General features: G+C 39.6%; 22 protein-coding genes and 4 pseudogenes. 8 read left to right on the top strand and 18 right to left on the bottom strand.

The features are described from left to right. Positions 1 to 23: 23 nt before the first annotated feature. Complete coding sequence (locus tag M1D98_RS19805; protein ID WP_456279895.1) at positions 24 to 1,379, bottom strand: MFS transporter; 1,356 nt, start codon at positions 1,377 to 1,379, stop codon at positions 24 to 26. A gap of 227 nt (positions 1,380 to 1,606) precedes the next feature. On the opposite strand from M1D98_RS19805, the gene M1D98_RS19800 reads away from it, so the two are divergent. Beyond that, complete coding sequence (locus M1D98_RS19800; RefSeq protein WP_456280231.1) at positions 1,607 to 2,506, top strand: CPBP family intramembrane glutamic endopeptidase; 900 nt, start codon at positions 1,607 to 1,609, stop codon at positions 2,504 to 2,506. Here the strand turns inward: M1D98_RS19800 and M1D98_RS19795 are convergent. The 5 genes and pseudogenes from M1D98_RS19795 to M1D98_RS19775 form a co-directional block, all read right to left on the bottom strand. Next, the gene (locus tag M1D98_RS19795) at positions 2,503 to 4,572 is read right to left on the bottom strand and encodes a thioredoxin domain-containing protein (protein ID WP_456279894.1); all 2,070 of its coding nucleotides are present in this window, start codon (positions 4,570 to 4,572) and stop codon (positions 2,503 to 2,505) included. The genes M1D98_RS19800 and M1D98_RS19795 overlap by 4 nt on opposite strands. 88 nt (positions 4,573 to 4,660) lie before the next feature. After that, a pseudogene (locus M1D98_RS19790) lies at positions 4,661 to 4,930 on the bottom strand (DUF1259 domain-containing protein); the annotation flags it as partial. A 75-nt stretch (positions 4,931 to 5,005) separates the two neighbouring features. After that, on the bottom strand, positions 5,006 to 5,572 hold the full coding sequence (locus tag M1D98_RS19785) for a dihydrofolate reductase family protein (RefSeq protein WP_456279893.1): 567 nt from the start codon (positions 5,570 to 5,572) through the stop codon (positions 5,006 to 5,008). 159 nt (positions 5,573 to 5,731) lie between these two features. Continuing rightward, positions 5,732 to 5,866 (bottom strand): annotated as a pseudogene (locus M1D98_RS19780) (MmcQ/YjbR family DNA-binding protein); the annotation flags it as partial. A gap of 743 nt (positions 5,867 to 6,609) precedes the next feature. Further along, positions 6,610 to 6,783 carry a hypothetical protein gene (locus tag M1D98_RS19775; RefSeq protein ID WP_162985553.1) on the bottom strand — a complete coding sequence of 58 codons (174 nt, stop codon included), beginning with the start codon at positions 6,781 to 6,783 and terminating at the stop codon, positions 6,610 to 6,612. An 83-nt stretch (positions 6,784 to 6,866) separates the two neighbouring features. On the opposite strand from M1D98_RS19775, the gene M1D98_RS19770 reads away from it, so the two are divergent. Beyond that, positions 6,867 to 7,490, top strand: a complete 624-nt coding sequence (locus M1D98_RS19770) for a hypothetical protein (protein ID WP_121641643.1) — start codon at positions 6,867 to 6,869, stop codon at positions 7,488 to 7,490. 511 nt (positions 7,491 to 8,001) lie between these two features. On the opposite strand, the gene M1D98_RS19765 is transcribed toward M1D98_RS19770, so the two are convergent. Continuing rightward, positions 8,002 to 8,892, bottom strand: coding sequence for a cation diffusion facilitator family transporter (locus M1D98_RS19765; protein WP_456280230.1), 891 nt, complete (start codon positions 8,890 to 8,892; stop codon positions 8,002 to 8,004). A gap of 303 nt (positions 8,893 to 9,195) precedes the next feature. Here M1D98_RS19765 and M1D98_RS19760 point away from each other — a divergent pair, with 303 nt between their 5' ends. The 3 genes from M1D98_RS19760 to M1D98_RS19750 all read left to right on the top strand — a co-directional run bounded on the left by M1D98_RS19760 (position 9,196) and on the right by M1D98_RS19750 (position 11,822). Further along, entirely contained in the window at positions 9,196 to 10,494 is a 1,299-nt protein-coding gene (locus M1D98_RS19760) for a hemolysin family protein (RefSeq protein ID WP_129550845.1), read from the top strand. A gap of 144 nt (positions 10,495 to 10,638) precedes the next feature. After that, positions 10,639 to 11,199, top strand: a complete 561-nt coding sequence (locus tag M1D98_RS19755) for an adenylate kinase (RefSeq protein ID WP_456279892.1) — start codon at positions 10,639 to 10,641, stop codon at positions 11,197 to 11,199. Between the two features lie 197 nt (positions 11,200 to 11,396). Then, on the top strand, positions 11,397 to 11,822 hold the full coding sequence (locus M1D98_RS19750; RefSeq protein ID WP_121641639.1) for a MaoC family dehydratase: 426 nt from the start codon (positions 11,397 to 11,399) through the stop codon (positions 11,820 to 11,822). A gap of 56 nt (positions 11,823 to 11,878) precedes the next feature. On the opposite strand, the gene M1D98_RS19745 is transcribed toward M1D98_RS19750, so the two are convergent. From M1D98_RS19745 to M1D98_RS19720, 6 genes are all read right to left on the bottom strand, one after another. Further along, positions 11,879 to 12,211, bottom strand: coding sequence for an MmcQ/YjbR family DNA-binding protein (locus M1D98_RS19745; RefSeq protein ID WP_121641638.1), 333 nt, complete (start codon positions 12,209 to 12,211; stop codon positions 11,879 to 11,881). Positions 12,212 to 12,328: 117 nt separating this feature from the next. Continuing rightward, entirely contained in the window at positions 12,329 to 12,715 is a 387-nt protein-coding gene (locus M1D98_RS19740) for an EVE domain-containing protein (RefSeq protein ID WP_241739801.1), read from the bottom strand. Between the two features lie 52 nt (positions 12,716 to 12,767). Beyond that, positions 12,768 to 13,160: a rhodanese-like domain-containing protein gene (locus M1D98_RS19735; RefSeq protein WP_121641636.1), complete on the bottom strand. Its 393-nt coding sequence runs from the start codon at positions 13,158 to 13,160 to the stop codon at positions 12,768 to 12,770. Positions 13,161 to 13,180: 20 nt separating this feature from the next. Next, on the bottom strand, positions 13,181 to 13,600 hold the full coding sequence (locus M1D98_RS19730) for a MarR family winged helix-turn-helix transcriptional regulator (protein ID WP_039074890.1): 420 nt from the start codon (positions 13,598 to 13,600) through the stop codon (positions 13,181 to 13,183). Positions 13,601 to 13,862: 262 nt separating this feature from the next. Beyond that, positions 13,863 to 14,453 carry a YczE/YyaS/YitT family protein gene (locus M1D98_RS19725; protein ID WP_121643681.1) on the bottom strand — a complete coding sequence of 197 codons (591 nt, stop codon included), beginning with the start codon at positions 14,451 to 14,453 and terminating at the stop codon, positions 13,863 to 13,865. 11 nt (positions 14,454 to 14,464) lie between these two features. Further along, positions 14,465 to 14,893: a GNAT family N-acetyltransferase gene (locus M1D98_RS19720; RefSeq protein WP_121641635.1), complete on the bottom strand. Its 429-nt coding sequence runs from the start codon at positions 14,891 to 14,893 to the stop codon at positions 14,465 to 14,467. 119 nt (positions 14,894 to 15,012) lie between these two features. Here M1D98_RS19720 and M1D98_RS19715 point away from each other — a divergent pair, with 119 nt between their 5' ends. Beyond that, positions 15,013 to 15,465 carry a MarR family transcriptional regulator gene (locus tag M1D98_RS19715; protein ID WP_121641634.1) on the top strand — a complete coding sequence of 151 codons (453 nt, stop codon included), beginning with the start codon at positions 15,013 to 15,015 and terminating at the stop codon, positions 15,463 to 15,465. Between the two features lie 88 nt (positions 15,466 to 15,553). Here M1D98_RS19715 and M1D98_RS19710 read toward each other — a convergent pair whose 3' ends face one another. Both M1D98_RS19710 and M1D98_RS19705 read right to left on the bottom strand, forming a co-directional pair. Next, entirely contained in the window at positions 15,554 to 16,477 is a 924-nt protein-coding gene (locus M1D98_RS19710; RefSeq protein ID WP_240467605.1) for a hypothetical protein, read from the bottom strand. 95 nt (positions 16,478 to 16,572) lie between these two features. Then, entirely contained in the window at positions 16,573 to 16,923 is a 351-nt protein-coding gene (locus tag M1D98_RS19705; RefSeq protein WP_121641632.1) for a winged helix-turn-helix transcriptional regulator, read from the bottom strand. 105 nt (positions 16,924 to 17,028) lie between these two features. On the opposite strand from M1D98_RS19705, the gene M1D98_RS19700 reads away from it, so the two are divergent. After that, the gene (locus tag M1D98_RS19700) at positions 17,029 to 17,691 is read left to right on the top strand and encodes an MBL fold metallo-hydrolase (RefSeq protein ID WP_268558799.1); all 663 of its coding nucleotides are present in this window, start codon (positions 17,029 to 17,031) and stop codon (positions 17,689 to 17,691) included. 115 nt (positions 17,692 to 17,806) lie between these two features. Here the strand turns inward: M1D98_RS19700 and M1D98_RS19695 are convergent, their stop codons facing one another. The 3 genes and pseudogenes from M1D98_RS19695 to M1D98_RS19685 all read right to left on the bottom strand — a co-directional run bounded on the left by M1D98_RS19695 (position 17,807) and on the right by M1D98_RS19685 (position 19,678). Then, entirely contained in the window at positions 17,807 to 18,286 is a 480-nt protein-coding gene (locus M1D98_RS19695) for a DUF2798 domain-containing protein (RefSeq protein ID WP_121641630.1), read from the bottom strand. A gap of 82 nt (positions 18,287 to 18,368) precedes the next feature. Next, complete coding sequence (locus M1D98_RS19690; protein WP_019716360.1) at positions 18,369 to 18,812, bottom strand: GNAT family N-acetyltransferase; 444 nt, start codon at positions 18,810 to 18,812, stop codon at positions 18,369 to 18,371. A gap of 18 nt (positions 18,813 to 18,830) precedes the next feature. Further along, positions 18,831 to 19,678: pseudogene (locus M1D98_RS19685) on the bottom strand (pentapeptide repeat-containing protein). Positions 19,679 to 19,809: 131 nt separating this feature from the next. On the opposite strand from M1D98_RS19685, the pseudogene M1D98_RS19680 reads away from it, so the two are divergent. Then, a pseudogene (locus M1D98_RS19680) lies at positions 19,810 to 19,943 on the top strand (DUF4440 domain-containing protein); the annotation flags it as partial. Positions 19,944 to 20,023: the final 80 nt, after the last annotated feature.

Raw genomic sequence — 20,023 nt, 5'->3', positions numbered from 1 at the left:
CGGCAGGCCCGCACTGACTTTTTTTAAATCTGTTTTGCGTTCGTATTAGGACCGAAGCAGATTAACAGCACGGAGCATGCGAGCCAGCAGCCGCCGATAAATAAAAAAACGCTGACATAGCCGAGCTGAACGGCGATAAACCCGACGAGCAGTGAGCCAAAGATGTTTGAAAAGCGGCCGAGGCCATAGGCTAAACCGCTGCCTGACGAGCGGTATTCAGTCGGATAAGGTTCTGACGTATAGGCGTATAAGTTCGAGGTGAAAACCCGTTCCGTTATATTCACGATAAAACCAAACACAATGATCATGATTGGAATAAAAGTCATGCCATATAAGAGGCCGGCGATGGCTGTCAAAAAGGCGCTGGCGGCTAAAATCCATTTTCTTTGAAATGTTTCAGAAATCATCGAACCGAGCAGTGCGCCAAGCGGAGCGCCGACGGAGTGCAGCACGTTATACCACAATGTATTTTCCATGGTGACACCATTGCTTTTTAAGAGGCTTGGCACCCATGACGCAAATCCGTAAAATCCAAACGTTTCAAAAATCCATACAGCAGATAAAACGATGGTGATTTTGAGGTTTCTTCCTTTCAATAACCCTGCGTAACCCGCATGCTTCTGGACGGTACTGTTTGCTTTAGGCTGAGCTGGTGCCGGAAGCGGGCCCTTCTCTTGTTCAACCTGAGCCTCAATTCTGTTGAGGATCGCATCGGCTTTCGCATATTCACCGCGGTTTTCGTGCCAGCGAGGTGATTCTTCGAGTTGTCGGATAAAGAAAAAATAAATAAGGCCAACGGCACCCCATACAAATACAAGCCTCCATCCCCATGAACCGAGCGGAATGACAAAGGCAGACACAATATTGGTGATCGGAACGCCGACTAGTCCAATCATGGCACAGAAAGAAATATATTTCCCGCGGACACTGGAAGGAAAAAACTCCGCCAAATAGCTATTGGTAATGACCATGGCCGCTGCGACACCAAATCCGGTGAGAAAACGGAATGCCATTAAAGACGGGATGTCCCATGCCGCGGCATTGAATAGCGATGCGATGGAGAAAACGAAGACAAATAGATGCAAGGCTTTTTTGCGGCCGATTCGATCGGACAGCCTTCCCCCCAATGCTGCGCCTAAAAACATGCCTAAAAACGAGGCCGCCGTTATATTGGCAATGCTTGAAAGCGGGACGCGCCAATGCTCAATCAGTGCCGGCGCCACATTGCTGAGGGTAAATAAATCTGCAAGATCGAAGAAATAAACAATGCCCAGAGCGGTTAATACTTGAAAGTGAACGCGAGAAATCGGCAGGCGGTCTAAACGATTCGCTGCGTTTGAGAAAGGGTGTGTATTCTTCTGTTTGAAGATTGGATTCATTTAAAACCCTCCTTGTTAGTAATAAGAAAAGATGGAACACTGCCTCTTGGGAATCATTATAAGTAGCTTGATTCATTGGCGACAGAGTTCAAATCACTAGATGAAAGAACTAAATTCGCACTCTTTATTAACATTTAGCTTAAAAGATTTCCAAAACAGTAGATTTGAAGACCAATTTATGCAAATATATAGGAATATTCTCATTGAAAGGAAGAGACGCAGAAGGAATGAATTCATTTATCCGTCCATTAGAAGGAAACAATACGTTGTGGAGATATTTTTTCGCCTTTTTGGTGATGGTAGGTTTATATGTATTCGGGAATATTGCTTACCTTTTCGCTATACTGTTTACGGTTATTGTGAATCCTGATATCACATTTGATTTGGATGAAGCTGTGCTGAGTGATCCACTGGTCGATCTTTATTTGGCTCATGTCATTTATTTATTTGCGATTCCGGGAGTATGGCTGGCTGTGCGCTTTATTCTGAAACGGCCATTTCGATCGGTCATTACGCCAAACGCTAGGATCAATTGGCGGAGAATTTCCTTTGGCTTTATTGCCTATTTCTTGCTGATGATCGCCGTACAATTTATTGATTATATGATTCATCCCGGCAGTTATTCCATGCAGGATGTTGATGCTTCACGGTTTATCTGGTTGTTAGCGGCGGCTCTCATTTTGGTTCCGATTCAGACATCAGCTGAGGAACTATTTTTCAGAGGCTTTTTGCTTCAAGCTTTTGGCAGAGTGACGAAAAATCCTCTTATCTTGATATTGATTGTCGGAGGTTTGTTTGGCGTACTGCATTTTGCGAATCCAGAAATGAACAATGGCGCTGTCTGGGCAGGAATTGAGTATTTAACATTTGGTTTTGTGTGGACTTATTACACGATTAAAACAGGCAGTATTGAAATATCACTTGGCGCCCATGCCGCGAATAATATGTTTTTGTGTATGTTTATCACAGAAAAAAACAGTGTGTATGGAGGCATCCCTTCTTTATTTACCGTTACGCGGGGGGACCCAATGTGGGAGGCTTTATTTACGATAGCGGTCAACCTTGTGTTTGCGGGAATTGCGATATGGTACCATAAGAAATCACAAAGTAAGCAGCAAGGGTTTTAATCCCTGCTGCTTATTAATGTTTGAATGGCTTCTTTGATATTTGTTGTCGGCTGCTGGCAGGCGAAGTTTTCACAAATATACACGGTTGTTTGACCATCTATGATGCGATAATCTGCCGCGAATGGCGCGATGTCTTTGCATTGGTCAGGGTGTTCTGCCACCAGAATAGAGTCGTTGGGCTTAAAGGCTTTTTGAAGTGCAGTGATGATCTGTTTTCTGTCTGGATCGTCTGCGCTGCCAAAAATAACGATTTCCTTTTTAGGCATCACATGCTTTAACACGCTTTGCATAAAGAAAGCATGGCCGCTCGGATACGCGTCGATATCCGGCTTGAACACGGAAAACATCGTTTCTGCTTTTTCAATCAGTGATAAGTCGCCTGTGACTTGTCCAAGACGCAGCAGCTGAACGGCCGCCACACTGTTTCCGGAAGGCACGGCGCCGTCATATACTTCTTTTTCCCGGACAATTAAGGCTTCTGCATCGTGTCCGGTGAAATAGAATCCGCCATGATCCTCATCCCAAAATAAGCCGATCATATCGTCAGCCAGTTTCTTTGCTTTTTCTAAATAAGAAAGATCAAACGAGGCTTCATAGAGATCCAGGTAAGCCCATAGGAGAAAAGCGTAATCGTCGATAAAGCCTTTGTTTTTCACTTCTCCCTCTCGATAACGGACCATCACACGGCCATCGATGATTAACTTGTTTTCAATAAAGGTAATGGCGTTCTCCGCTAATCTGAGATACTTCGGTTCCTGATAAACCTTTGCCGCTTTGGCGAGACCCGCGATCATCAGCGCGTTCCATGAGGTCAGCACCTTATCATCGACATGCGGATAGGTTCTTTCTTCTCGTGTCTTCAAGAGCTGCCGTCTTGCATCCTCAAGCTTGAGGATGAGCTCTTCCTCGCTTAACCCGGCATCCGCTTTGATTTGTTCCCGCTTTGAGTGAATGAGGTTCGGAATATTTTTGCCTTCAAAGTTCCCCTCTTCAGTGATGTCATACACTTGGCAATACAGTGTTCCGAGTTCGTCTCCGAGCGTAGTCAGAATCTCTTCCTTTGACCACACATAGTACTTTCCTTCTTCTCCTTCTGTATCCGCGTCTAAAGCGGAGAAAAAGCTTCCGTCTTCATGGGTCATTTCCCGCTGAATGAAGGTGATGATTTGCTCGCAAATCTCTTTATAGCGCTTATTTTGTGTTATCTGATAGGCTTCTGTATAAGCAGTCAGCAGCAGCGCATTGTCGTACAGCATTTTTTCAAAGTGGGGAACGAGCCACTCGTCATCGGTCGAATAGCGGGCAAATCCATAGCCGATATGATCGTAAATGCCGCCATTCGCCATGCTGTCCAGTGTTTTGGTGACATTATATAAGGCATTCTCCTGCCCCGTATTGTGGTCATAACGAAGCAAATACATGAGCATATGAGGCATCGGAAATTTCGGTGCCTGTCCAAAACCGCCGTAGATCGTATCAAACCCGCTGGCAAGCTGCTGGAATGTCCGGTGAATCGCTGATTCGCTAAGGCCTTCGCCCGATTTTGCCGCCGTTTTGGTCTGCAAATGTTTAGCAGCGTTCTCCGCAATATCCTCGACATGCTCGCGATCGTTCGCAAACGTCTCAGACAGATGCTCAAGCACATCTACAAAACCCGGACGATTGAATTTACTCGTCTTTGGAAAGTATGTACCCGCATAAAACGGCTTCTGATCAGGCGTGATAAACACATTCAGCGGCCAGCCGCCCTGCCCGGTCATCAACTGGCAGATTCTCATATAAACAGAATCCACATCCGGCCGCTCTTCCCGATCGACTTTAATCGCCACAAACCGTTCATTGAGAAGGCGCGCGATTTCCTCGTCCTCGAAGCTCTCGTGGGCCATCACATGGCACCAATGACATGTTGAATAGCCGATGCTAACCAGAACCGGCTTGTTTTCGCGTTTCGCTTTTTCGAAGGCTTCTTCTCCCCAAGGGAACCAGTCCACAGGGTTATGAGCATGTTGAAGTAAATATGGAGATTTCTCAGCGATTAATCTATTGGGTTTATTGTTAGTGGGCATGGGATCACCTTCTTTCTTGAATCAATACTTTACATTAGCATATGTAAAAGCGATTTTTTTTAATCGCTTTTTTTTGCTCAAAATAATGTTAACCTCTAACTTCTTTATCAGTAAGAACTTTTAAAGCATCTCTTCCTTTTAATGCGAAGTTGATAGGTTTATCAATTGATTCGAAATGAATATATATCAGTCTTGGTTTATCAAACAACCAGTGATTATGACGTGACGTTACAATAAGATCATGTTCTCGAAGCACACTACTAAATGGATTGATTTCTTTTTGGAGAATCACAGTTTCACCACTACAAAGAGCACGGCCATCTTTTGTCATTGATTCAAATGAAAACATCTGAGGAAGATTCCCCTTTAGTTCAATAGAAAAATAACTGTCGAGTGTTACCTCACAATGTATATTTTGGAGGGGAAGATTTTTTTAGCCATTCCAATGATAAACGATTTGCACAACGCCAGAGGAAAATGTTCTTGTATTCACCATTTTTAAATTTATCCTCTGTTTTACATCAATAAACAACGGTTTTCCTTCTCCCAAAACAACAGGGTGAATAGATAATCTAAATTCATCAACAAGCCCCAAATTTACAAAAGTTGTAATGAGACTCGCTCCACCATATAGCCAGATGTCTTTGCCAGGCTTTTTCTTCAATTTATTTACTTCTTCAAGAATATTATCATTTATAAATATGGCTTGATTATCAATCTCATTTTGTGTTCTGGAAAAAACATATTTCTTTTTACTATGAACCAATTTCCAAATTTCCTTTTCTGTATCAGGTTCTTCATTTTTTGGAATATATTCTCCCCATAAATCGTAGCTTTTTCTACCATATAAAATAGTATCAATTTGATTTAAGAAATCAGTAAACCCCATATCAGGGTCCATAATGCACCAATCAATTTCTCCATTTTTCCCTTCAATAAAACCATCTAAAGTAACTGCTAAATCTAACACTATTCTTCTCTGTTTTAAGTTATTTGTCATAACTAATCATCCTTTTACTTAAGAAGTTGGTAGAAATTCTTCTGCCACTCACACACCAGATGGACTAAGTTGCATTTGTGGACAAAGTGAAGAACAATATCCTAAAATGAAAGTGCCCACTACTCTCCGCAGCTCGATTAGCAGGAACACTCTTTATCTTCACTTGGTTAAATGCAAGTTCTGCTCGATTAAGTTATAGATTTCGCCTTCTGGATCTGTCCGTTCTAAAACAACTGAAATCCAATGTTCCGTATCCATATGATATCCGGGTAAGATATTACCCCATTTCTTAAGCCATCCCCTTCTTTCGATTAGATTTATATTAATTCATAATTAGTTTATACAAACTATAGAGGAAATATTAGTAATGAAATCTTAACTTCTGATGGTGAATCTACTCTGACATTTCTAATTTTAAGTTTCGGTATTCTCTTCGATTGTATTGTTTATTTTTAATTTCTTCAAGGAAGTGCAATTTCACTTGAGGTTTGCCGTTTTGATTGATATAAATCTTTTTAATACTCTCTATAATCACTCTGCAAGTAAGATCTTTACCTAGAAAAGTTAGAGTTGAAAGGACTTCATCTGTATTCTCACTAGAATCGAAAAGTGCTAAAATTTTATAATGTTGAATATAGAATTGTTCTTTGAATTCTTCAATCTTCCCGACAGACCAATCATGAAAGTGTGCATATAAATTCATAAAAGGTGGGAAGAAATCATTATCTGAAGGGTTTGAACTAATATCCTTAGGGATTTATAAATAAACTTATACCTTTAGATAACTCCCAAAGGATATCCCTGAAGAACTCACCTTCATGTTCAATAAACATAAAGAAGCCAAAGGTAAAGAAACAAAGTTAGAGGAGTAAACTCTGTGTTTACTCCTCTTTTTTCTGTTTATAAAAGAATTGCCGTGATGTTGGCGTCAAATCACAAAGTATTGATATAACAGCTACTGAGTGGATACAATGCATCTTTTTGTAATTCATCTTTGTAAAATTGAGGATGCTTTTTTCTTTTGTTCTTAAAAAGAATTATTTTTCAGAAGAGTTACCAAAAGGAATTCTTAAAACAATACCCATAATAATAATTGCAATTAGTCCAATAATATTAACTACTGTTAAAATAGATTCATTATCTACAAAAATATTAACAATAAATGAGCCTGCAACGATCAATAGTATCAAAAAATATAAACTTTTTTTCATAAACACACTCCTATTTTTTATAAAATATGTTATTATTTTCATTGATAAATAATTCTATAATAATATTGTAAAGGAGTTTTATTGTGAAGAAAAGCATTAAACAATTGGTCATTGTAATCTGTTTCTCTCTAATTTTTACCACTATAACAATACCAATAGCTAACGCAAAAGAAAGTGCTAATGATGTTTCTTCTGAGCAAGTTAATGTAGAGTCTCAAAACATGAAAAGAACTCTCGAACCTCTATTAGAATTAATTGATCAAATGCCAGAGGATGTTGCTGAACAAGGAATAAACTCCGGTGTTGAATGGTTAAACGTACATAAAGGGAATGAATTTGAAGGTTATGAATTTGTTGCTGATGGAGAAAACCTGACTGCTGTTAAAACCGTTCAAGAAAGTATAGGACCATTTATAGTATTGAGTACATGGAGTTGCATTTCTAGTGCTGCTAAAGCTATAGCTGTAAATGCTATCCCATGGGCAAAGATCTTAAAAGTTAAAAAAGCAGCAAAATTAATGGGCGGACTAAATTCAATGACAAAAACCATTATCACAGCTTATAAACATCAAAGAAACCTAGGACTTTCTAGAACAAATGCTATAAAAAAAGCCGTAAAAGTATCTACTAAGGCACTACCAGGTGAAACTCAAAAAGCCGTACTAGAATTCTTTAGTTTAGGTGACGTTGTTGATAATTGTTTCTAATTGTTTTAAAAACGGGATGCAAACAGGTTTAAATTATCAAGACCTAAATTATAAAAACCCTTAAAATAAAGGAGAAAGCATATTAGACATATATGTTTTCTCCTCTTTTTTTGTGTATATAATTTAGGAGTAATCTTTGCAACGTTAATCTATCCATTCTATATTTAATGATGGTGGTTTATTGCTACCTTTAGGATAATGCCATATTACTTTACTTATAAATGATGTTAATCCTTCATTTAGTTTCGTATCATCGAGCTGTTTCCAATGCTTAATAAAGTGATCCAGGCGCTCAACGAGGAATTCTTTTGCTCTTATTTCATCTTCTAGAGTTATATTTTCTGTTTCTTCGAGTTCTAATGGGCTAACTTTATTCGTTATCTTTATACAGCTGACTGTTCTTTAGGATAGTACTTAGGAATATATATTACCACCGAAGCCATGAAAACACCCAATATAACTCACACAGCCCGAATAACTAATAAAATAATTACATTATAAACTGGGAATATTAGTGATGATGGTGTTCATGTGTGTGTTTATTTTTGGCCTGGCAAAGGATCGTTTTTTCATGATCATGCGTTGCTGTTTCCATTTGAATGGTTACGTGGGTAATGCCTTTTTGGTCAAGTTTTTGTTCAAGCCTGCGTAAAATAGCTTCACTTTCTGTAATGGTCAATTGATCGTCAACAACAGCGTGGCAAGAAAGCGCGTTTAAACCGCTTGTAATAGACCAAATGTGCAAATCTTGAATGCCTTGGATTCCTTCTGTCTCTTCAATTGTAAGAATGATATCGGTCACGTCGATATTTTGTGGAGTGCCTTCCATTAATACATGAATGGAGTCTTTAGACACTTTGTAGCCGCTTCTTAGAACAAGAATCGCTACAATGACGCTTGCCAGTGGATCTGCCCAGCCCCATCCAAAAAAGATGATCAGGATGGCAGCTAAAATGGCGCCTACAGAGCCGAGCATATCACTAATTACATGTAAAAAAGCTCCTTTAATGTTTAGGTTATTCTTTGTATCTCCGCCACTTAGCATAATCCATGCGACCAATAGATTTACCACTAATCCAATGATGCTAATAATCAGCATGCCAGTAGTTGCTACCTTTGGCGGGTTAGAGAAACGTTCAATTGCTTCATAAATGATATAAAGGGCAATAAGAATGAGGGCAACGCCGTTGATCATGGCAGCTAAAATCTCAAATCGTTTATAGCCAAACGTTTTATGATGTGTTGCATTCTTTTCGACTAATGTAAAAGCAATCAGAGCAACCAACAATGAGATTGAATCACTTAGCATATGGCCTGCATCTGATAAAAGCGCTAAACTATTTGTTAAAAAGCCGCCGATAGCTTCAAACATCATATAACCTGTAATAAGAGCAAACGAGATCGCTAATACTTTTTTATTTGAACCGTGCGTGTGATTGTGTCCTGTTGTAAATCCCCCCTTAACCGATGTTCATAGTTTTACCATGCCCGCGTTCGTTATAATTAAACTTCTGCATGGGCTATTTCGCATGAGATGGCATATATTCTCATACGATATTTACCTTTCTTATCAGGTATTCATACTCCCGCATAATTTTGTAAACCTTTTTGTTTGGTTATTTTATGTTTAAATTATCAATACTAAGGAATATGTAAGGGAGATCTTTATACAGGAGGTGTTCGCCTTACTTGGTAAGGCAAACGATTGACAACCCTTAATCTTATTATCTTTGCCATTTTAATTGTATTAACCGCGTTTTTTGTTGCAACTGAATTTGCGATTGTGAAAATTAGAACGTCGAAAGTCGATCAACTCATATTAGAGGGCAAAAAAGGTGCTGTGTCAGCAAAGAAAGTTGTGACGCATTTGGACGAATATTTGTCGGCTTGCCAGCTGGGAATCACTGTGACAGCATTAGGAATTGGCTGGGTTGGAGAGTCGACTTTTGAAGTGATTCTGCACCCCTTATTTTCTTATTTTCATGTAAGTGAACCCGTCTCACATGTATTGATTTTGATCATTGCTTTTGTCATGGCGACTTTTTTGCATGTAGTGGTTGGTGAGCTTGCTCCCAAAACACTCGCGATTCAAAAAGCTGAAGCCATCACTCTTTTAACAGCAAAGCCCATCATCTGGTTTTACCGCATCCTGTATCCTTTTATCTGGTTTTTAAATGGTTCAGCCCGGTTTATCGTCGGACTCTTTGGGTTAAAACCTGCGTCAGAACATGAGCTTGCCCACTCTGAAGAGGAACTGCGCATTTTACTGTCTGAAAGCTATAAGAGCGGTGAAATCAATAAGAACGAGTTAAAGTATGTCAATAACATATTTGAGTTTGATGAAAGAATCGCAAAGGAAATCATGATTCCAAGAAGGGAAATAGTCGCGATTTCTATTGAGGATTCTTATGAATCTGTTGTTAAGACGGTTAAGACAGAGAGCTATACAAGATATCCGGTTTTAAATGGAGATAAAGATACGATTATTGGTTTTATCAATGCCAAGGAATTTTTGTCAGCTTATATTGATACGGACCAGAAAACCAAGGATCATTTCAAATTAGAACATCATATCAACCCTGTGATCCATGTAATTGAATCGGTTCCGATCCATGACTTATTAGTGAAAATGCAAAGAGAGCGAACTCATATCGCTATTCTAGTGGATGAATATGGCGGTACTTCAGGATTGGTGACTGTTGAAGATATCCTTGAAGAAATAGTGGGCGACATCAGAGATGAATTTGATGAACATGAAGTGCCTGATATTAGAAAAATCAATGATGATCATTATATTTTAGATTCAAAAGTGTTGATTGAAGATGTCAATAAACTATTAGAAACCGCGTTAGCGAGTGCAGATGTCGATACCATAGGCGGCTGGTTTATGACTCAAAATATTGATGCCGAACTTGGCTCTGAAATAGAAGCTGAAGGATATGTGTTTAAAGTCCACAAAATAGACGGCCGGCATATTCATTATGTAGAGGTAAAACCGAAATGACGCTGACTGTTTGTCGTCAGCCACTCAAAGCCTGTGATGATTTAGCTGTTCATCCAGGCTTTTTATATAGCATCCGGCTAGAATAACCGATGGATTGAATAGTGTCTATATTTCAATGAATTTATTCAATTAGGAGAGATAAGTATGCTATATCTGATTGGCGGTTCCTCAAGGAGCGGGAAGACAACTACAGCGAAGAGAATGTTAGCACAAACAAAAATCCCTTATTTCTCGTTAGACTATTTAATGATGGGAATTGCGAAGGGAGTTCCAGAAATGGAGGTTCATCCAACTGATGGCGATTTTGAAAATGGAGAGCGACTCTGGAACATCATTCATCCTTTGATGACAGCCATGGTTGAAAATAAAATAGATTACATAATAGAAGGTGTGCAATTCATTCCTAGTCACGTAGCAAAGTTTGAGCAGTGTTATTCTGGAAGTGTTAAGGCCTGTTTTATAGGAATAGCAGAAATAGACATAGAACATAACATAGATAAAATCAAATTTTATTCCAGCATGACAGAGAATGACGGATTGAGAAATCTAGATCATGCTCAGATCAAATCAGAATTAGAGCGGATGAAAACAGATAGTATCCGGATAAAAGAGGAATGCCAAAAGTACAATCTTCAATACTTTGAAAGCTCCTTCCATTTTAATGAAATGATAGAAACAATAATAGATTATTTTGTTTACAAATAATATATGTAGATATACAACTTATCACCAAAAGCAAGCCGAAAACCGATGCTGACGAGAATCGGCTAGTTTTCGCATTTCGTTTTTAAGAAGGAAGTTCACACACGTTGTGAGGGTAGTGAGCACAGAGACTTTTTGTCGAGGTTACTGAATGTGTTAACATGTTATTTTATAAAGATGAGAGATGAGGAGGTGCCCCTATGAAGTTAGATGAATTTTCTATTGGACAGGTTTTTCAAACGAAATCATTTCAATTCACAAAAGAGAATGTCATGAATTTTGCAGAAGAATATGACCCGCAATACATGCATGTAAATGAAGAGAAAGCGAAAATGGGGAGATTTAATGGAATCATTGCGTCTGGCATACAAACGTTAGCCGTGACGTTTAAGCTCTGGATTGAAGAAGGGTGTCATGAGGACGATATTATCGCTGGAACAGGAATGAATCATATAAAATTCCTAGCGCCCGTCTATCCCGATGATACGCTGAACACCATCGTTAAGGTTATTGATAAAAAACCAAATAAAAGCCAAACGGGAATACTTACTGTATTGTTATCTACCTATAATCAAAAAGAGGAAAAAGTGTTTGAAGGTGAGTTATCCGTATTAATGAAACGGTAACATAAGATACAAACAGGAACTGATGATAGGTTCCTGCATCAATATGGTGAAAAACATTAAGACTTCTTTGGCTTTGTCAAATCGAAACTATGTTGCACCATATCCTCAAGAGCCTCTTGTGAGAGGTTGCCATCTAAAATCACTGTATTCCAATGGTCTTTATTCATATGATAGCCGGGCTTTACCTCTTTAAAAATACTGCGCAGGAAATTGGCACGCTCAGGTTCGCACTTAAGGTTAACGCATAGATGGCCATCAAGATGAAAGATAAGCGCAAGCCATTTTTTATTCCCTTTGTGACGCAATACTGTCCACCCTTCACCAAAAGGATAGTCTTTATAGGTATCTGGATATGACAGGCAATAATTGATGATTTCCTCGTGATTCATAAACCGCCACCTCCATCTTCGAAAAAAACCAATGTTTCATTTTCATGATATCACAATGTAATGAATGGATAGGTGATATTGCGGATTTAAAGAAAGCTTAAAGGAGATCAAAATCATCTAATCTCCTTTACCATCAACCATTTTTTGTGCAATTAGCTGAAAATCCTTTTCACTGATCTCAAAATGCCCAAATCGAAATGAGCAGCCCCAACGCTTCTCGTCCTTTATAAAAGATAGGTAGGGGAGTAATGGGCGAATGGGTATTTCTGTGGAATGAATGAAATGTATATGTCTTCGAAAAGGCTGAAAATCATTTTCCATATCAAATTGAAAAATACGATGATCTACTACTTTGCCTAAAGCCGTAAATGTTTGACATGGCGTATTTTCCTTAAGATTGACCTTTGGAGAATAATAAATGATCCAATCACCTTTATTCATCCTTTTTAAGGGGGCTTTTTTGCCATGGCAAAGTTGTGCAAACCCGCCTTGGATTGCTTTCATGACGTGATCTCGCGAAGCCACTCCCACCCAGTATCTTTTATGTTGCACAGAGTCAGCATCCACAATCATCAGATGTGCTATTGTCTTGATTTGTATGGGTGACAGGGAAGTTCATTTCTTTCCATGCTGCAATCCCTCCGGTCAACTCTTTCACTTTATATCCGTGTTCTAATAAAATTGTTGCAACTTTTGCAGCTGTATTGCACCAAACATCCCAACAATAAACAATGATTTCCTTTTCTTTTGGTATTTCATTTAATCGAGATTGCAGTTCTTGTTCGGGAATAATGTGAGCATCTTTTATTGTTACACTCCTTACATGAGTCGGACCGTTTCGAACATCGAGTAAGAAGTATTTCTCTGGATTCATTTGCTTTGCTTTCAAATAATCCATAGGGCTTATCGTGGCTTCAAGGCGTGCAGTAAAATAATCGAGAGCTTGCATATTGTAAAACCTCCTGTTTTTTAAAAAGATTTCCAAATTTTAAACAAAAACTCTTTAAGTAATTGTCTTTCTTGTTGATGTAACGGAGCTAATACCTCTAATTCCGTATTCATTAAAAATTCCCAACGTGAATCCAATACATCGCTACCTTTGTCCGTAATTTTAAGGCTATAAGATCTTCTATCATTAGGATTCTTTGTTCTCTCAACAAATCCTAAAGCTTCCAAATGATCGATATGGCTCACCATCGTAGTCCGGTCGATTTGCAGGCTTTCAGAAATATCTTTTTGAGATGAGTAAGGGTTTTCTTTGATAAATAAAAGAACCCCGTATTGTCTTGCGTTGATTTCATATGGCCTAAGCCCTTCAGCAAATATACTTTCCATGCGCTGAAGAACTTTTCCGAGTAGAAACCCATAGGATTGATTCCATTTTTCCAATTCTTTCACCTCCGAGTATAATCAGTTTATCATATAATCAGCATAACTGATTAATTTCCGGAAAACAAGGTTTAAGTTTTATTTTTGAGAAAGTGTTTTGGGTGATTTTCTATGTCGATGATTCCCCCTCATGTTGAGTAACCACTGGCTGAAGTGATTTGGCTTGGAGCTCTCTTCTTTCTCTATTAATTTATGTGAAAAAGAAGAGGTTATTTAAGGTTAACCTCTTCTTTTCTGTTATTAGTGATTCCAAACAATCAACTTACATGTTTAAAAAGCGCCGTTCAACATAAGGCATAAAAAAGTGAAGGATCATTCCACCTAAACAAACAGTTAAAAGGGTTCCGATGCCGATAGGCCCTTTACATATAATGGCTAATACTAAGAAAAGAGCATAGACCAATGTTCTTGAAAATAGGATTGTTCTTTTGGAGAGGTCGCGGATAATGAGTGTTAAATGGTCGATGGGTGTTGATGCAAATGTCGTCTGAAGATAGATGGCTGTTCCAAGACCGATGAGCACCAAACCGATTCCGAAACAAGCCAGTTTGCTAAACCACATGCTCGGAACAATCGTGCTTTTTACAATAAACAACCATAGGTCAATGCCTATCCCAGTAATAAATGCTGTAAGTAACCCCAACAACATAGGTTTTTTTCTCGTTAATATAGAGTTACAGATTAAGAGGAGCGCAGAAATAAGAACCTCCCAGCTTCCTACGGTAAGACCGACTTCTTCCGACAGGCCAACCAAAAGGGCATCGAAGGGCGATGTGCCTAGGCCTGACTGTATCGTTAAAGAAATGCCTAAACTTAATATGAGGATACCTAATCCGTAATACATATATTTGATTTTATTAGCACTCATTCTTTTGTCATCAAGACGTGCGGGATGCCGTCTTCCATAAATTCTGGTGAGGAAATCTGATAGCCCAGCTTTTTATAAAAGCCTGCTGCTTGTGTTTGCCCATGCAGTTTACATTTTGTCATTCCTTTTTCCTGCAAGATGTTTTCTAACCCGCTTATGATAGCCTTGCCCAATCCGTACTTACGGTAAGGTTTTAGGACACAGATTCTTTCCAGTTTTCCTGTATGGTCTACGATGCGCACACGGCCTGTACCGACGGGTTGATTCTCATGAAATACCAAGATATGCTGGCATTGTTCTTGGAGCGTATCACACTCATCGAACTCATCAAATTCAGATACATGCTGCTCCTCAATGAATACCGTTCTTCTAATAGCTAAAGCAACGTGTAAATCCATTTCAGATGTGATTCTTTTTATATTCATATTTGATCAATCCTTTTCTCATATTAGTCTGGACTGTACAGCATGCTTGTGGTCTTATAATAGTAAGGTTAAAACAATTTTGTTGTAATTGCAACAAAAATACGTGAGGGGTTTTAGGAATGAATGACATTTTGCGAGAGATCGGCATGATAGCAAGAGCGTTGGATTCCATAAGCAATATTGAATTTAAAGATTTGGATTTAACAAGAGGGCAGTATCTCTATCTTGTACGTATATACGAAAATCCGGGGATTATTCAAGAAAAATTGGCGGAAATGATCAAAGTCGACCGAACAACAGCCGCACGGGCTATAAAGAAACTGGAAATGCAGGGGTTTATACAAAAAATGCCTGATGAGCAAAATAAAAAAATAAAAAAATTGTTCCCGACTGAGAAAGGGGAAAAGGTGTATCCGTTGTTAAGAAGAGAAGGAGAGCATTCCACGGAAGTGGCCTTGTCTGGTTTTACACCTGAGGAAAAGGAAACAATTTCTGTACTCATTCACAGAGTCAGGAACAATATAGAGCGGGATTGGGAATATGTGAAGAAGGGGAACAAAAGGGATTATTAATGGTCAACAAGTCGAGCCGGTGAGAACGGATTCTTCGGGTGCATGGGGATATTTTCAAGATAATGAGTCATGAATATGCTTCCCCCACTCAAATGGCAGTCTTGAATAGTTCCGATCTAAAACGATCCTCAATATCTGCAAGTGTCTGCAGTTTCTCCGAAAGCTGAGACCACTCTTTGTTTACAGATAAGTAATGACATAAACCGAGTGTTTCAGCTTGAATGATTTTGAGTTTTGATAGGTTTGTGGCCTTGTTTTTGAAAAAAAACGCAAAATCATTCGCTCTTTTTGCACTTAATTGAAAAAGAAAATATGTGGTATGATCGATCATTTCATGTGTAATGGGCCCATATCGCAGCTGCTGTGCATAATGAAGGATTGCATCTTTACCGATTATCTCTAAATTTGAGTTTTCAAACTCTTGGTAAGTTTTCTTAAAGTACATGATCGTCTTTTCGTATATTTCGTTATCATGTAACGAATGGGTCTTTTTTGGGGAACTCCAATATTTAAAATGTCCTTTACAATAGGGAATATCATCGGCCTTCCAAGCTTTTTTGAATTGTTCGAGCGTCAGTGGAACATAAGGGAATCCAGCTGGATCGTGCAGATAAATAGATTGATTGTCCATGGCATAGCCTAATACATAATGGTCAGCGCCATTTAAATGTTTATGGTTTGGCAGGTATGTGAGTTCTCCCATATTTAAAGGGCCTAATAAAACAGGTGCACGTGTCATTTGTTTTTTCAAGAGTGAAAAGGGAGCTTCCAAACAATCAGCCTGTTGATGTTCATCTGCGTCGATGCCAAGTATATTGAATGCGCAGTTAATACCATCATCAGGATCTTTCATACTTAAAAATAGCGTTTTTCCGTTTTCGAGCATGGCGCCCAAACCTACACCAGTTAAGACTTCGAACATTTGAGGAGAAACATGTTCACCTATTGATAAAAGAAACATAGCAGCTGAATTTGAGTAACAATAATGTCCATTTCCTATATACACAATCATCACCTCCAAGAAGATAAAGTAACTTTATAATTTTAAAAATTGAAAATCAACATCTGCATAAAGTCATTTCTCCTTAAGCAACAACTTCTCTTTATTCATCTCTTACTCATATATTCATTTCCCCATATTCTCATGGATGCAATAATAGGAGAAAGCTTTTCACCTAGTTCTGACAAAGAATACTCCACTTTTTTGGGGACAGTGTTCTCTACATTTCTTTTCACGACACCATCTGCTTCCAGTTCTCTCAGCTGCAGCGTCAGCATTCTTTGTGTAATGCCTGGTATGAATCGTTTCAGCTCATTAAACCGGACTGGTTTCTGAGATAAGATGTCGATGATGATTCCTTTCCATTTCCCTCCGATAATATGCAGCGTCATTTCCACGGGACAAGCCTTTTTTACTTCTGCACTGCAAGCACCAAATCCATTTAACCGGTTTCCCATATTTGTCACCTCACAATGTAAGTTACAAAAATGTGCGCTATTACATAATTAGCGAAGATGTATTACAGTAATGATATCAAAAAAATTCCAAAGGGTGTGGGTTGCATGAACTTGAGACAGTTATCAGAACATGTCTTTCAATGTGAGTTTGAACTTGATGTGCCTATTCATATCCCAGTTCATACTTGGTTCATCAAAGATGGTGAGGATGTATATATCATTGATACGGGAATAGAACGTTTTGCTGATGCTCAAATGATGGCAGCATTAGCGATCGGCAATCCAAAAGCCATTTTGCTTACCCATGGCCATAGCGATCATATTCAGGGGGCACCAAAGTGGTTGGAGAGATTTGATCTTCCGATTTATGCGCATCAAAAAGAACTCGTGTATATCAATGGAGAAGAGCCTTATCCGAATAAAAATGAAGTGGAGAACACAGGGGTAGCCTATATTGTCCAGCCGCTAACGGAGCAAACGCTGGCTCACTTGCCTTTGCAATATTACTTAACACCCGGACATTCCCCGGGGCATGTGGTGTATCATCATGAAATCGACCATACTCTATTATCTGGCGACCTTTTTATCACAAGTAAGAAAAATTTACACCCGCCTATCAGAAGATTCAGTGTTGATATGAATGAGAACATCGACAGCGGCGCAATCATAGATGAAATCAAACCAACGCTTATCTGCTCTTCACATGGAGAAGAAATTGTTTATAACGAAGAATTGTATAAAAGCTACGTGTTAAGGTATAGGGACTAATTGTAGTTTAGAAAAAACATCGATTGAGTAAATGCTGAAAGAAACAAGTATTGACGGCAAGCGCTGAGGTGAATGTGCTGAAAAGGAGTGGGTGTAACGCTCACTCCTTTTCTATTTAAACAGCAGCTGTGAGCTTTGGTTTTACAACTTTCATAAAAATCCCTCTGACGAATGGACCCATAATCAGTAATTGCAGGGGATAAGCCAGGATAAAATTCTTCAATACTATCATAAGATAAGCGTTGAAGAGGCTGTCACCGCTAATTCCATTCGATAAAGCTGCTGACACTAAACCGAACACAGACATACAAAGCACCATGCCGATCACCATACACGTTGACATGACAAGGATGACATACAATTTCTTAGACTTGTCGAACGGCAAGCGGAACGCAATCTTTTTGGCAAGGGGTCCCACTGCCAGTAAATCTAACAGCAGCGCGACAATAAAACCGATGACCATTTCAAAAACGGTCACCAATGAAAAATGATGAATGGCTCCGTTGATGATGGCATTGTAAATCGACATGACGCAGACCATTCCAAAGCACATCATCACGCCAAATATAAGACCTTCTTTTTTGTTTGTTGGCATACAATCATTCCTTCTCTCCATAATCGGTGATTAGTATACCAATGAACCACTTACGCTCATAAGTGACAAATTTGTGAACGATTTATCGGCCGGATCCGTCTTGTTTTGTCATCAGCACATGAGGAATGCCATCCAGCATGAATTCTTCTGATGCTGTCTGATAGCCGAGTTTTTTATAAAAGCCTGCCGCTTGTGTCTGGCCGTACAATTTGAATGAGGAAATGCCTTGTTCTTTCACAATACGTTCTAATGCTTCAACGATCACTTTGCCCAGCCCGCATTTGCGATAAGGCTTCAGAATGCAGATTCTTTCCAGCTTGCCTACGTGGTCAACGATTCGGACACGTGCAGTGCCAACAGGTTCATTCTGATGATAAACGAGGATGTGCCGGCAATCTCCGCCGAGTGTATCGAACTCATCGAATTCATCGGAAATGGGGCAGCCTTGTTCTTCTACAAAGACTGCCTTTCTGATTTCAAACGCTGTATGTAAATCATGTTTTGCCATTATTCTCTTCACATTCATAAGGCGATCCTCTCTTTTTTATCGGTTTGTGACCCAATGGGAAGGGATCTGTAGTGACGGCGGCAGTTTTGTGTTTGCATCGCCGTTGGCGGTATTCACCTGTGCCTGTGTCAGAAAAATGCTCCCGGTCAGGTCGGCGCCGCTCAGATCAGCGTCTCTTACATCTGCACCGATAAAGTCTGACATTCTCAGGTCTGCATTTCTCAGATCGGCAGCAATGAGCAGCGCTCCTCTTAGATTTGCTCCGCGTAAATCCAGCCCTTTCAGTTTCGCGCCGATCAGGACACTTCCCCGGCTGATTTTTTGGGGCGTTTTGGATTGCGTGCTTGGGCGCGCACCAGCTCACTCGTTTTTAACAGCCATTCATTGATCTCAGCCCGGTGCTCGTGTACCTGCAGTGTCAGCAGATTTTCCTTGCTGAGTCTGGTGAGCTTGTCTATTTTTTCGTAACAGGCTCTGAGCTCGCGATGAAGCGGTTAGGCTGTTTCTATAGAAAGCGCTTCATGTAATCACCAGAGCATTTCGTGCAGCTGCTGCATGATAGGGAAGACGTCAAACGTCTCGTTGGCCGTTTCAGGTTGGTTTCGCCAATCCTTTCCCTCATAAGTGACTTGCGATACCTTCTGGCCGGCGCCAAAGCATTCATAAGCAGAACAGCCTCGAAATCCCTTTTCTCGGAGGTCTTTATGGATACAACATTGATGGTTTGCTTGCAAGTTGCGGCAAGGCGTGCCCCCGTCTTTGTCAAAAGCAAAATCCGCCGACTTCGCATAGGGCAAGGCGACACAGCACAGGCTAAAACAGTGCTGGCAATCCACGCTTAAACCATGATGTATATTGTCATGTAATGTCAATTCCGCAGACAATATCGTTTGCCCCTTCACTTGGGAACTTTGTTAAATATATCTATTTGATTATATAGGAAATAGGGGTCCTTTTCACTTTTGTTTTTTACGATTTCAGCGGGCCAAATGATTCATGATGATTGGGGGACCTTTTGGAACAGCAAATAAAAGATAAATCTCTGCGTGTGATTTGGCGATCCCAAATATTGATTTTGATACATTGATGAATTTTCGCAAGGAAGATGCCGTTTTAGTTGTGGTGCCCGGCATGATCGCGCAAGGCGAGTGGCGTTGTGCCAGCGATCATTCATATGGTACGGATTTAATTGGTGTGTAGTGACTAATATGTCTTCCACGTGCCAATCC

The organism is Bacillus sp. K7, assembly GCF_053903245.1.
This window is presented reverse-complemented; position numbering and strand designations above follow the sequence as displayed.

Coding starts and splice junctions, on each gene's coding strand:
- M1D98_RS19800 (WP_456280231.1), top strand. CDS start 1,607: ATGAATTCATTTATCCGTCCATTAGAAGGAAACAATACGTTGTGGAGA.
- M1D98_RS19705 (WP_121641632.1), bottom strand. CDS start 16,923: ATGGGAAACCGGTTAAATGGATTTGGTGCTTGCAGTGCAGAAGTAAAA.
- M1D98_RS19735 (WP_121641636.1), bottom strand. CDS start 13,160: ATGCAAGCTCTCGATTATTTTACTGCACGCCTTGAAGCCACGATAAGC.
- M1D98_RS19805 (WP_456279895.1), bottom strand. CDS start 1,379: ATGAATCCAATCTTCAAACAGAAGAATACACACCCTTTCTCAAACGCA.
- M1D98_RS19745 (WP_121641638.1), bottom strand. CDS start 12,211: ATGAATCACGAGGAAATCATCAATTATTGCCTGTCATATCCAGATACC.
- M1D98_RS19795 (WP_456279894.1), bottom strand. CDS start 4,572: ATGCCCACTAACAATAAACCCAATAGATTAATCGCTGAGAAATCTCCA.
- M1D98_RS19755 (WP_456279892.1), top strand. CDS start 10,639: ATGCTATATCTGATTGGCGGTTCCTCAAGGAGCGGGAAGACAACTACA.
- M1D98_RS19720 (WP_121641635.1), bottom strand. CDS start 14,893: ATGAATATAAAAAGAATCACATCTGAAATGGATTTACACGTTGCTTTA.
- M1D98_RS19690 (WP_019716360.1), bottom strand. CDS start 18,812: ATGAATGTGAAGAGAATAATGGCAAAACATGATTTACATACAGCGTTT.
- M1D98_RS19700 (WP_268558799.1), top strand. CDS start 17,029: ATGAACTTGAGACAGTTATCAGAACATGTCTTTCAATGTGAGTTTGAA.
- M1D98_RS19710 (WP_240467605.1), bottom strand. CDS start 16,477: ATGATTGTGTATATAGGAAATGGACATTATTGTTACTCAAATTCAGCT.
- M1D98_RS19750 (WP_121641639.1), top strand. CDS start 11,397: ATGAAGTTAGATGAATTTTCTATTGGACAGGTTTTTCAAACGAAATCA.
- M1D98_RS19740 (WP_241739801.1), bottom strand. CDS start 12,715: ATGAAAGCAATCCAAGGCGGGTTTGCACAACTTTGCCATGGCAAAAAA.
- M1D98_RS19775 (WP_162985553.1), bottom strand. CDS start 6,783: ATGAAAAAAAGTTTATATTTTTTGATACTATTGATCGTTGCAGGCTCA.
- M1D98_RS19715 (WP_121641634.1), top strand. CDS start 15,013: ATGAATGACATTTTGCGAGAGATCGGCATGATAGCAAGAGCGTTGGAT.
- M1D98_RS19695 (WP_121641630.1), bottom strand. CDS start 18,286: ATGCCAACAAACAAAAAAGAAGGTCTTATATTTGGCGTGATGATGTGC.
- M1D98_RS19785 (WP_456279893.1), bottom strand. CDS start 5,572: ATGACAAATAACTTAAAACAGAGAAGAATAGTGTTAGATTTAGCAGTT.